This window comes from uncultured Caulobacter sp., from assembly GCF_937900395.1.
Classification (GTDB): Bacteria; Pseudomonadota; Alphaproteobacteria; order Caulobacterales; family Caulobacteraceae; genus Caulobacter.
Map to the genome: position 1 here is coordinate 1 of NZ_CALCDX010000035.1, position 11,900 is coordinate 11,900.

At 68.8% G+C, this 11,900-nt stretch carries 8 protein-coding genes; 2 read left to right on the plus strand and 6 right to left on the minus strand.

Annotation, left to right across the window (positions count from 1 at the left end):
- The 3 genes from Q0379_RS02810 to Q0379_RS02820 form a co-directional block, all read right to left on the minus strand.
- Positions 1-1,132: efflux RND transporter permease subunit (locus Q0379_RS02810; RefSeq protein WP_299004029.1), on the minus strand; the 1,132-nt coding region annotated here is incomplete at its 3' end.
- Complete coding sequence (locus tag Q0379_RS02815; protein ID WP_299004031.1) at positions 1,132-2,199, minus strand: efflux RND transporter periplasmic adaptor subunit; 1,068 nt, start codon at positions 2,197-2,199, stop codon at positions 1,132-1,134. The genes Q0379_RS02810 and Q0379_RS02815, both read right to left, overlap by 1 nt.
- 11 nt (positions 2,200-2,210) lie before the next feature.
- Positions 2,211-3,701, minus strand: a complete 1,491-nt coding sequence (locus Q0379_RS02820) for a TolC family protein (RefSeq protein WP_299004033.1) — start codon at positions 3,699-3,701, stop codon at positions 2,211-2,213.
- Positions 3,702-3,948: 247 nt separating this feature from the next.
- On the opposite strand from Q0379_RS02820, the gene Q0379_RS02825 reads away from it, so the two are divergent.
- Positions 3,949-4,629: a heme-binding beta-barrel domain-containing protein gene (locus tag Q0379_RS02825; protein ID WP_299004035.1), complete on the plus strand. Its 681-nt coding sequence runs from the start codon at positions 3,949-3,951 to the stop codon at positions 4,627-4,629.
- A 411-nt stretch (positions 4,630-5,040) separates the two neighbouring features.
- On the opposite strand, the gene Q0379_RS02830 is transcribed toward Q0379_RS02825, so the two are convergent.
- The 3 genes from Q0379_RS02830 to Q0379_RS02840 form a co-directional block, all read right to left on the minus strand.
- Entirely contained in the window at positions 5,041-6,156 is a 1,116-nt protein-coding gene (locus Q0379_RS02830) for a hypothetical protein (RefSeq protein WP_299004036.1), read from the minus strand.
- A gap of 105 nt (positions 6,157-6,261) precedes the next feature.
- Positions 6,262-7,512 carry a TetR/AcrR family transcriptional regulator gene (locus Q0379_RS02835; RefSeq protein WP_299004038.1) on the minus strand — a complete coding sequence of 417 codons (1,251 nt, stop codon included), beginning with the start codon at positions 7,510-7,512 and terminating at the stop codon, positions 6,262-6,264.
- 618 nt (positions 7,513-8,130) lie between these two features.
- Positions 8,131-10,050, minus strand: a complete 1,920-nt coding sequence (locus tag Q0379_RS02840) for an ATP-binding protein (protein ID WP_299004040.1) — start codon at positions 10,048-10,050, stop codon at positions 8,131-8,133.
- A 120-nt stretch (positions 10,051-10,170) separates the two neighbouring features.
- Between Q0379_RS02840 and Q0379_RS02845 the strand changes: the two genes are divergently transcribed.
- On the plus strand, positions 10,171-11,397 hold the full coding sequence (locus tag Q0379_RS02845) for a serine hydrolase domain-containing protein (RefSeq protein ID WP_299004042.1): 1,227 nt from the start codon (positions 10,171-10,173) through the stop codon (positions 11,395-11,397).
- Positions 11,398-11,900: the final 503 nt, after the last annotated feature.

The following is an 11,900-nucleotide window of genomic DNA, read 5'->3' on the forward strand; positions in this document are numbered from 1 at the left end:
AGATGAAGGTCGGCACCAGCGACATCGGCATGGCGATGGCGGTGATCAGGGTGGCTCGCCATTCGCGCAGGAACAGCAGCACCACGATCGCGGCCAGGATCATGCCCTCGACCAGGGTGCGGACCGTGGCGTCGAAGCTGGCGCGGGTGTCGTCGACGACCGAATAGATCTTGGTGAAGGTCACGCCCGGATGGGCCGCCTCCAGCTTCTTGATCGCGGCGTTGACCCGGTCCTCGACCTGGACGTCGCTGGACTCCTTGGTCTTGCTGACCTGGAAAGCCACGACCGGACGGCCGTCGAGGCGGGCGAACGAGCGGGGCTCGGCCGCGCCGTCGCCGATCTGGGCGACGTCGGTCAGCTTCACATAGCGGCCGCCGGCCACCGGGATGGTCAGAGCGCGCAGGTCCTCGGCCGTGTGGGCCGCGGCCAGCACGCGAACGGTCTGCTCGCGGTCGCCGACGATGGCCCGGCCGCCCGGGACGTCCTGGCTGAACTGGGCCAGGGCGTTGCTCAGCTGCGGGGCGGTGACGCCCGCGGCGGCCATGCGCTCGGGGTCGACGACGATGTTGATCTCGCGCTCCACGCCGCCGACGCGGGCCACCTGGGCCACGCCCTTCTCGCCCTGCAGGGCGCGGGCGATGGTGTCGTCGACGAACCAGGACAGGTCGGTCATCGACATGTCCGGAGCCGAGACCGCGTAGGTGTTGATCGGCAGGGAGTCGAGCTCGATGCGCTGGACGATCGGCTCGTCGATCTCGCGCGGCATCTCGGTGCGGGTCTGGTCGACCTTGGAGCGGACGTCGTCGACGGCCTTCTGCAGGTCCATGCCCATCTCGAATTCGATCTGCGTGGTCGAGGCGCCCTGGACCACGGTCGAACGGATGCTCTTGACGTTCGAGAGGCTGGCCACCGCGTCCTCGATCGGACGCGTGATCTGGGTCTCCATCTCGCCGGCGGCCGCGCCGCTCTGGGTGACGGTGACGACGACCATCGGGAACGAGATGTTCGGGAACTGCTTGATCGGCAGCATGAAGTAGCTGGCGATCCCGCCCAGCATCAGGGCGATGAACAGCACCGCGATCGGGATCGGGTTCTTGATCGCCCAGGCGGAGACGCGAAGTTGCGACGACATCAGCGGGCCGCCTTTTCGACCGGCTTCACCTTGTCGCCGTCCAGGGTGAAGGCCGAGCCGCCCAGCAGGACGCGCGTGCCGACGGCCGGGCCGTCCAGCAGCTGCACCCAGCCGCCGGACCGGGCGCCGGTCTTGACGGGGATCTGGCGGGCGCGGTTCTGGTCGTCGACCGCCATCAGCGAGGCCCCTTCGGCGTCGAGGCGCAGGGCCGCCTCGGGCACGGCGGCGACCTGGGCGCCGGACGCGCCGAACACCGCCGTGGCGACCCCGCCGGCGCGCAGGGCGTCGTTCAGCGGCAGCTGCACGCGCACGCGGCCAAGGCGGGTGTTAGCGTCGATCAGCGGGCTGATGATGCGGACCTTGCCCGACACCGTCGTCCCGCCGGGAATGGTCACCTGGGCCGGCTGGCCGACGCGGACATTGGCGAGATCCGCCTCGTTGACCTCGGCGTTCAGCTCGACCAGGCCGTCGCGGGCGATGCGGAACCAGGGCGTGCTGCCGCCGGCCACGTCGCCGGGACGCACGGTCCGCTCCAGCACCCGGCCCGAGACCGGGGCGGTGATGGTCATGCGGCGGTCGCGGGTCCGCAGCTCTTCCAGGGCGGCGGCCTGGGCCTTGGCGGCGTAGCGGCGGCTCTCGATCTGCTCCTGGCTGAGGATCCCCTGGCCGTCGAGGCCGGTGACGCGCTTGGCCTCGGCCTCCGCCTGGGCGGCGACGGCCGCCTGCTGGGCGATCTGGGCGCGCAGCAGGGTGTTGTCCAGCTGGGCCAGCGGCTGGCCCGCCTTCACCCAGGCGCCTTCCTCGACGAAGACCTGGGCGACGCGATAGCCGGAGAGCTCGGAGCCGACGGCGGCCTCCTCGCGCGGGATCAGCTGGCCCGAGGCCTTGAAGCCGCCGCCGAGGGCGCGGGTCTCGACCCGGGTGACCGAGACGGTGCGGGCCTGCTGGGCGCCGGCGGGCTTGGCGGTGTCGGTCTCGGCCTTCTTGCCGCAGGCGGACAGGCCTCCCCCGACGCCGACGAGGGCGGCGCTGACCAGGGCGGTGGCGATCAGGGAGCGGGTCGTCATCGGGGCGGGTCTCATTGCGCGGAAGGCTTCTGGGGAACGCTGGCGGGCGACCATCCGCCGCCGAGCGCCTTGTAGGTCTGGACGGCGCGTTGCAGCGCCTGGGTCTGGGCCCCGGTCAGGGCCGTGCGGGCCCCGCGCCAGGACTGCTCGGCCTGCAGGGCCGTGGTCAGGTCGGTGAGCCCGGCGGCGTAGCCCTTGCGGCTGGCCTCGTAGGCGACGGCGGCGCGGCGTTCGCCGGCGGCCAGCAGGGCCACGCGTCGCTGGTCGGCGTCATATTGGACGATGGCGTTCTCGGCCTCGCCAAACGCCTGCTGCACGGTCTGCTCGTAGGTGATCGCCGCCTGCTCGACCCGCGCGCCCTGGGCCTTGATGTCCGAGAGGAGCTTGGGGATGTCCAGAACCGGGATCGACAGGTTGGCCCCCAGGGTCCAGGCCGAGCTCGTGGTCGAGGCCGTGGAGCCGGGCTGCAGGAAGCTGGGGCTGACCGACTTCGACAGGCCAACGCCCGGCGTCAGGGTCAGGGTCGGAAAGAGCGCCAGCTCGTTGACGTTCAGGGTCGCCGACGCCGACAGCAGCCTGGCGGCGGCCTCGCGCACGTCGGGGCGGCGGGCCAGCAGCTCGGCCGGGGCGGCGGCGGGGATCGGCGGGGTCTTGGCTGGCACCGGCGTGATCGGCAGGCTCGCCAGCGGATCGACGCCCTTGCCGACCAGGATCAGCAGGCTGCGACGGGCGGCCTGCAGCTGCGCTTCCAGCTGGGCGACCTGGGCCTGGGCCTGGGCGAGGTCGGCGGCGGTGCGCTCGCCCTCGGAAGTGGCCGAAAGACCGCGGCGGCCCTTCTCGGCGGCGACGTCGTACAGGCTCTGGGCGATGCGGGCGTTCTGGCGGGCGTCTTCCAGCTGCACCGCGTAGCCGCGCGCCTCGAAATAGGACTGGGCGACATTGGCGGCCAGGGCCGCGCGGGCGCCCTCGTACGAGAAGCGCGCGGCGGCCAGATCGTTGTCGACCACCTTGCGGGCGGTGCGGCGGCGGCCGATCAGATCCAGCTCCCACGAGACATCGAAATTGGCCGAATAGGTCTTGCTGACCCCGCCCTGGGTGAAGCCGCCCGAACCGTTCTGGTCGATGATGTCGGTGTCGGTGCGCTTGGCCGAGCCGGTCAGCGGCGTGGAGGGAATGTAGAGCTGGCGGATCTGGCCCTGGCGCGTGGCGCGGGCCTCCTCCAGTCGCGCGGCGGCCAGGCGCGCGTCAGGCGCCTGGGCCAGGGCCGTCGCGACCAGTTCGTTCAAGACCGGATCGTCGAAGCTGGTCCACCACTGGTCCAGCGTCGCGGTCGGCAAGGCCTTGCCGGCGGGCGCCTCGTAGGCGGCGGGCAGGCGCGTATCGACCTTGGGGGCGGGCGTGACGCAACCGCTCAGCGCGACCGCCGTTGCCGCCAGCAAGGCCCCGCGCGCGCGGAAGGAGGAGCCAGAACGCCCGGCCGCGCCGGTCTTGGCGAAACGCATGAAGATCAGTTCCGATTGTTGCGGCGGCCGGACGCGAGACGGCGACCGATGGTGTCCCACTTAAGCGTCCCCCGAGAGATGCGAAACCCCTCGTCGAACGTCTCGGCGAAGCTTCTGTTGCGACGCTCCCAATCCTGTCACCAGCATCCCCTATACGCGTCACTTATACGAGGCGAAGACGCCGTCGGACGCAGCCAATCCCTTCGCAAGCTTGACCTTCGGAGGGATGTGATAGACGCAAGGACGCATGAGCGAGTTCCCAGCCGACATTTTCTCCGAACCGGAAGACGTTGATCCTGACACCCTGGCCAATCTGGGGCCTTTGACCCGGCTGGCCGGCGTCTGGGAAGGCCGCAAGGGCGTCGACGTGAACCCCAAGGCCGAGGGGCCCGAGCGCCGCGAGTTCCTCGAGCGCATCGAACTGCATCCGATCGACCCGCAGGCCAACGGTCCGCAGCTGCTGTACGGCCTGCGCTACCACATCCACATCGTCGCCTCGGACGAGGACGTGACCTTCCACGACCAGATCGGCTACTGGCTGTGGGAGCCGGCGACGGGGCTGATCATGCAGACCCTGGCCATCCCGCGCGGCCAGGTCGCGCTCGCCAAGGGCCAGGCCAGCCCCGACGGCTCGGGCCTGTCGGTGCGCGCCGAGCGCGGCGACCTCGCCTACGGCATCGGCTCGACCGACTTCCTGGAGTGGGCGTTCCGGACGGACTCCTACCAGCTGGACGTCCGGTTCGAGGCCGATGGGAGCTGGTCTTACGTCTCGACGACGATGCTGCAGGTCCGCGGCCGCGACGAGCCGTTCAAGCACATCGACCGCAACACCCTGGTCAAGGTCGGCGACCCCAAGCCCAACCCCAGCGCCCGCATCGCCGCCGGCGAAAGCCTCGTCAAGGCGCACGGGTTTCTGACGCTGGGGTGAGTTGGAAAACCCTCTCCCGAGGGGAGAGGGCGGGGCCCGCCGCGAAGCGGTGGGAGGGTGAGGATCAACCCTCAACTTCCGCCTTCCTGGGCCTTGTGCCCAGGACCCATTGTTCCGCTTTCGTTGAATTCAACCAGCGACCTCGGCCTCTCGGCTTTTGCTAGTTCTCAATTTCATACCCGCCGCCAGCATGGGTCCTGGGCACAAGGCCCAGGAAGGCGGGATTCTTGCTTCATAGCCCTGTTGAATGTCGATCCGTCTTGAGGCTTTGCAGCACGCGAGCTCGGAGCGCCTTGAAGTAGCTTTCGTCCACAGGCGCACCGGCAGGGAAGTGAGCACCTTCGCGCAAGAGCTCGCGAAGCCGGGCCCGATCTCTATCCCTGTCCCGTGGAGTGATGTGAGGCGTGCTACCTACAGATAATCCAACAAGCTCGGCGGTCCCGCCATGGACCCATCCGCGTTGAACATCTGGCCCAACTTGTCGCGCGAGGCCTGGAGTTCGACCATCTTGCTGTAGGTCTGCGGCGTCCAGCCGGAGGCCTGGCGCTCCTCGGCGGTCATGCCGGCGTAGCGGGTGATCATCGCCTTGCCAAAGCCCCCCTCGTCGCTGCTGGTCGATTGGTAGCTGGCCTTGATCGCGGCGCTGTCGCGCGAGCGGATCTCGATCTGGGCCATGCGGGCCTCGTGGGTCGAGAACTGGTCGTCCTGGTTCAGGGCCACGGCGGCCAGCGAGCGGTCGTCGAAGCGGCGGAAGTCGATGTCGCCGCTGTCGGGGCTCTTGGCCGCGTCCGGATGCACGGCCAGGGAATACTGCTTGTCGAGGGCGGCGCGGACGTCGGTCGCGACCTTGCCGAAGTCGCGGGTCTTGGCGCCGGCCACCACACTGCCGGCCTCGTGCATATAGGCCGCGACGGTGTCGTTCTGGACGCCGACGGGCGCCAGGCCCGGGCGGGCGATGGCCTGGCCGCGGGCCTCGACCAGGGCTGCCCGGTCGCGGCTCCAGGCGGCGGAGGCCTTCTCCTCCGGCCCGGCGGCGTCCATCTGGTCGATGGCGGTCTGGTAGAGGGTGGCGTAGTCGCCGGTCAGCCGCGCCTGGGCGGCGGGGGCGGCCAGCGTCTGGTCGCTCTGGGCCTTCAGCGCCAGGGACGCGACCACCTGCTGCTCGATCGGGAAGCCGCCGCCCTGGTTGCTGGCCACGGCGTAGAGCGTGCGACGGTCCAGGCCCGAGACATCGATCGTCGGGTCGCCGTCCTTCAGCGCGCTGGTGGTCTTGGCCGCCTTCAGCAGCGAAGCGATCTGGGCCTTGGCCTCGGCGACCACGCCCTCGGTCGTGCGGGAGTCGGTCTGGGCCCGCAGCGCGGCCTGGGCGGCGGGCGAGAGGGTGACGTTCACCGCCGGGGTGTTGATCGTCGGGCTCTGGTCGCGGGTCTGGCCGTAGCCGGTCGCCTGGTTGGCGCGCTGCGTCGCCGTCTGGCCGGCGGTCAGGCCGGGCGCGTAGGTCGACGAGTACGGATTGATCGTCGTCATGCGGCGAGACTCGAGGCGAATCAGTGCCTTGAGGGTATCAGGCGACGGCGGCGGGACCTAGGTTATGGTTAATGTGTCGCAACACTTTGCAAGGGGAGAAGGGAACTACCCCAACACCCCCGTCAGCAGCGGCCGGGCGAACAGCTCGGCGGCTTCGTCGCCGTCCAGGCCGGGGACCCAGGTCGGCAGCGAGGCGGCCGCGTTCAGCATCGAGTTGATCATGTGGGCGGCGATGCTGGGGTCGATCGGGCGGATCGAGCCGTCGGCGATCCCGTCGGAGATGATCGAGGCGAAGCGCTGCCAGCCGCGCATATAGCCGTCGGCCATGTCGCCGCGCAGGGGCTCGGGCAGGGCGCCCAGCGACGAGGCGCGCAGCAGCGGCCCGTGTTCCGACAGCTGGTAGCTGGTCAGGCCGGCGGCGGTCGAAACCAGCTGGGTCCAGCAATCGGCGTCCGGCGTCCCTTTTCCGAGTTCTCTGGCGTCCAGCTGCGAGCGGCGGGTGACGGTGAAGGTGCGCTCGAAGCACTCGGCGACCAGGGCGTCCTTGTCGTCGTGGTGGTGGTAGAACGAGCCCTTGGTCACGTTCAGCGCCGCCGAGATCTCCTCGACCGAGGCCCCGCGATAGCCGCGCTGGTTGATCAGTCGGGTGGCGGCGACCAGGAAGGTCTCGCGCCACTCCAGGCCGTCGGGAGACGTCGGGGTCGGGTCGGGCAGGGGGCGCGGCGCCCAGGCCCGGCCGGCGGCCGGCAGGCCGTTCAGCAGGATGTCGCCCATCCGGTCGCGCACCCGGCCATAGTCCTCGACGTCGTAGCGACGCAGCCACCGGCCCGACCAGAACACCTGCTCCATCAGGAGGTGGGCGCGGGCGTTGCGCTGGCGTTTGTCCAGGTGCGCCAGGGACGGGTCGTCGAAGAAACCGCGCACGCGGCGGAACAGGTTGTTGAACGCCTCGACCACCGAGCCGCGCAGGGGCTCCTTCAGCGCCTTGACCTCGGCGAAGCTGGTCAGGGGCGTGGCCTCGCCCAGGCGCACGCTCCGGTGCAGGTCCAGATAGAGGTCGAGGAACTTGACGATGCGGTCGGCGGGCGAGCCTTGGGCGGCGGCCTCCTCGACCATGGCCTCCAGGCGCTCCAGCCCGCGCATGAAGCAGGCGGCGGCCAGGTCGTCCTTCTTGCGGTAGTAGTAGGTGACGCTGGTGGTGTTGAGGCCCACCTGGGCGGCGACGTCGGCCAGGGTCATGCCGCGCACGCCCTGGCGGTTCAGGATCGCCGTGGCCGCCGCCAGGATCGTCTCCTTCTTGCGGGCGTAGCGCGCTGTCGCCGCCCCGCCGATCCGACCATCGTCCATCGAACTCACCCCAAAAACGCGCGGGCCAGGAGCCGGCGCGATCGGACGTTTCGCCTATCTAGGCGTCCGAGGCGCGGCCCGAAAGACCATCCCTTCCGTAGAGGGACAATCGCCTCCCCTAGCGTCGAGGTTTGTCAGGAATGTTTCAGGGGGGGCGCTAGCTGGGGAGGGCTGATCGCCGAGACATGCCGATGGTCTGCTAAGGGTGGAGAGCGGACGTTTGGAAGCCCTCTCTCTTAGAGAGAGGGAGGGGCCCGCCGCGAAGCGGTGGGAGGGTGAGTGGTTACTGAGCTAGATCCGTTCCCCGAGCCGTTCGGCCGCCTTATCGTCACTGCCCAGTCCGGAGAGTTTCTACCCACTCACCCTCCCACGCCTGCGGCGTGGGCCCCTCCCTCTCTCCATGAGAGAGGGATTCCGTTTGGCGTCCGACTAGGGTCGATCCGAACCTCTTGTATCCATCCAGAAAACCCGACCTTCCCGGCGAATGCCGGGATCCAGATCGAACCCATTGATGCCCGGCAGTATAGTCCAGAGCCATGTCGCGTCATCCCCAGCCGCTCCGGATGAAACTGGGCCCCGGCATTCGCCGGGGAGGTCGGTCTATTTGGAGGGCCTCTCGGATCACCCCTACGACGCCTTCAGCGTTCCCGTCCTGTCGCTGGTCAGCACCTGGATAATCGCCCGCGCCAGGGCGGCCGGCGACAGCGGCTTGGCGATCGCGCCGTCCATGCCGGCGGCGACATAGCCGGCCTGCTGGTGGGCCATGGCGTTGGCGGTCATGGCCAGGATCGGGGCGGTCCCGATCGGGGCGGGCAGGGCGCGGATGCGCTGCGTGGCCTCGACGCCGTCCATGCCGGGCATCTGGATGTCCATCAGGATCAGGTCGAAACCCTCGCGGGCCATGGCCACGCCCTGGACGCCGTCCTCGGCCAGGCTGACCTGAGCGCCCAGCGCTTCGAGCATGCGGCCGGCGATCAGGCGGTTGGTGGCGTTGTCCTCGACCAGCAGCACGCGCAGGCCGGCGAACAGCGGCGCGTCGTCGTCGTCGTCATGGACCTCGACCGGCGCCGCGCCGGCCTCGGCCTCGATCTCGATCCAGAAGGTCGAGCCCTGGCCCGGCGTGCTCTCGAAGCCGACGTCGCCGCCCATCAGCTCGGCCAGGCGCCGGCAGATGACGAGGCCCAGGCCCGAGCCGCCGAAGCGCCGGGTCGTCGAGCCGTCGCCCTGCCGGAAGCGTTCGAACAGCTTGGCGGCGGCCTCGGGGTCGATGCCGACGCCGGTGTCCTCGATCTCGTAGCGCAGGCGTACGTTGTCCCCCTCGCGCCGGCCCGAGAGGCGCGCAACGACCCCGCCCTCCAGCGTGAATTTCACGGCGTTGCCCAGCAGGTTGAACAGGGCCTGGCGCAGCCGCAGCGGGTCGGTGATCACCCAGCCGAGATCCCCAGCCGCTTCCACCCGCAGGTAAAGGCCCTTGGCCTCGGCCTGGGGGCGCAGCATCTCGGCGACGCCCCGCAGGAGCTCGGCCGGTTCGGTCGGTTCGGGGGCCAACTCCAGCTTGCCGGCCTCGATGCGCGAGACGTCGATGATGTCGTTGAGCAGCTGGGACAGCATCTCGCCGCAGTCCAGGGCCTCGTTCAGCAGGCGGCGGCCGTCGGCAGAGAGGCGCTCCTTCTTCAGAAGATGCAGCACGCCCAGCACCCCGTTCATCGGCGTGCGAATCTCGTGGCTCATATTGGCCAGAAACTGGCTCTTGGCGTCGGCGGCGGCCAGGGCCGCGTCGCGGGCCTCGACCAGTTCGGTGACGTCCTGGCTGATGCCGATCACGTCCCAGGTCTCGGGGCTGGCGCCGCGCACGCCGCGCCAGGACGAGTGGATGTGGGCCCAGCGGTTCACGGGCGGATCCAGGTAGCGGTAGTCGATCTCGATGTGCTCGCCGGTGCGCAGGGTGCGCGACAGAGCATCCCAGGCGCGGTCGCGGTCGTCGGGATGGATCGACTGGGTCATCTCCGAGATCGACATGGTCCGCACCCCGCCTTCCGGATGGCTGGGCGTGGGGATGTCCTGCTCGAAGACGTAGATTCCCTTGCGGGCGTTGAAGCGCCAGACATAGACGCCGGTGGCGGTGCGCAGGAGCTCGTTGGAGCGTTCGGCCTGCTGGCGGGCGATGTTGCGGGCCCGCTCTTCGCTGCGGTCCTGGAAGACGATCAGCAGATCGCCGCCCTCCAGCACCTTGGACTGCGAGCGCACCCACAGCCAGCCGCCGCCCTTGCGGGCCAGGCGGTGTTCGCCGGTGGCCTGGCCGCGCGCCTGCAGGATGCGGCCGATATCCTCGATGATCGGCGTGTCGTGCAGGTGGAAGAAGTCGTGCATGTGCCGGCCCAGCGAGTCCTCGGGACTCCAGCCGGTCGATTGCGTCCAGGCGGGATTGACGCGGGCGATGGTCCGGTCGTGCAGCACGACGAACATGTCGAGGCTGTTCTGGAAGAACCAGTCGGCGGCCGCCGCTTCGATCCTTGAGGCAGCCCCCGCGTCCAAGTGCTTGCCCATCCTGATTCCCTCGTCTTCAATTAGGATGCGCCCATCCGGGTAAAGTTTGGGTTGCGACGGAACGTCGCGCTCGCTTTTTCGGGCGACGCCAAGAAGACAACGCGCAGGGGAGAGAAAATCTTGAGTACGCCGGAAGCCGTGGGAATGTCGTCCGAGCGCTTGAAGCGCATCGATGGCTTTATCCAGTCCAAATATATCGACAGTGGAAGACTGCCCTGCGCCCTGACCCAAGTTTGGCGGCGCGGCCAGCTAGCCTACACCTCGGTGCTGGGCCATGCGGATGTCGAGCGCGGAAAGCCGCTGAAGGCTGACAGTCTGTTCCGCATCTATTCGATGACCAAGCCGATCACCAGCGTCGCCTTCATGATGCTGGTCGAGGACGGCCTGGTGGCGCTGGACGATCCAGTGCACCGCTTCATCCCGGCCTGGCGGAACCTCGGCGTCTTCAACGGCGGCGTGCAGGGCGCCTTCCTGACCAAGCCGGCCACCGAGCCGATGCGTATGATCGACCTGCTGCGGCACACGGCGGGGCTGACCTACGGCTTCCAGCAGCGCACCAATGTCGACGCCGCTTATCGCAAGCTGAAGCTGGACGGCGTGGACAGCGAGGGCGGCCTGCAAGCCTTCGTCGATGCGCTGGGGACCGTGCCGCTGGAGTTCTCGCCGGGCGAGTCCTGGAACTATTCCGTCGCCACCGACGTGCTGGGCTATCTGGTCGAGACCATTTCGGGCCAGCCGTTCGACGTGTTCCTGAAGACCCGCATCTTCGACCCGCTGAAGATGGTCGACACTGGCTTCTTCGTTCCCGAAAGCCAGCGCGCGCGCTTCACCGCCTGCTACGCCCTGACGCCGTCGGGCAAGGTGGTGCTGCAGGACGACCCGGAAAAGAGCCGCTACCTGAGCGATCCGTCCCTGAAGTCTGGCGGCGGCGGCCTGGTCTCGACGGCCGACGACTATATGCGCTTCTGCCGCATGCTGCTGAACGGCGGCGAGCTGGACGGCGCGCGCCTGCTCAGTCCCAAGACCATCAAGCTGATGACCATGAACCACCTGCCCGGCGGCCAGGAACTGACCCAGCTGTCCAAGTCGCTGTTCAGCGAGGCGGTGTTCGAGGGGCTGGGCTTTGGTCTCGGCTTCGCCATGACCGTCGACCAGGCGCGGACCAAGAATCTGGGCTCGCTGGGCGAATACTTCTGGGGCGGCATGGCCTCGACCGCCTTCTGGGTCGATCCGGTCGAGGACCTGGCGGTGGTGTTCATGACCCAGCTGATGCCGTCGACCTCCTATCCGATCCGGCGCGAGCTGCGGACCCTGGTCTATTCGAGCTTCACTGAAAGCGCCGGATAGGCGCTTTATCACGGATAAGAAAACGGCGCGGGAGGGGCTCCCGCGCCGAGTTGCGCTTTACCAAAGTCCGACGCGTCGCGAGCAACGCGCCACGCTCGCGGAATTCACCGACTTCGAAGTGTGAGGACGCGTGCAAGGCGCATCCAAAGTCCATGGCTTCCCGCGAACGTCCTCCCCAGCGCGGATCATTCTCTCTGGATTTCAGACGGGTGCGGCGCCGGTCAGCCCCCCGGCGCCGCCTCCGCCCCCACGGATAATCTCGGCCGAACTTCTGATTTCGAATTTGGAGTATGGCGTTCGGGCCGTCAACAGGCGGCGCCTTTGAAACGGGCGCCGTCGCGTAGGTCTGGACATCCGCGACGGAGCATGCACGCTGCGGTCAAACAACCGTTCAAACCAAGAAACAGGGGTGGAAGCCGCCATGGCCGCGATCAACGCCGTCACCGATTTTTCCGTCGAAGGCGACATTGGCGTCGTCACGCTGAACTCTCCGCCGGTCAACG

Excerpts from the sequence above, each read along its gene's own strand:
- Q0379_RS02815 (WP_299004031.1), bottom strand. The coding sequence starts at position 2,199 with ATGACGACCCGCTCCCTGATCGCCACCGCCCTGGTCAGCGCCGCCCTC.
- Q0379_RS02820 (WP_299004033.1), bottom strand. The coding sequence starts at position 3,701 with ATGCGTTTCGCCAAGACCGGCGCGGCCGGGCGTTCTGGCTCCTCCTTC.
- Q0379_RS02825 (WP_299004035.1), top strand. The coding sequence starts at position 3,949 with ATGAGCGAGTTCCCAGCCGACATTTTCTCCGAACCGGAAGACGTTGAT.
- Q0379_RS02830 (WP_299004036.1), bottom strand. The coding sequence starts at position 6,156 with ATGACGACGATCAATCCGTACTCGTCGACCTACGCGCCCGGCCTGACC.
- Q0379_RS02840 (WP_299004040.1), bottom strand. The coding sequence starts at position 10,050 with ATGGGCAAGCACTTGGACGCGGGGGCTGCCTCAAGGATCGAAGCGGCG.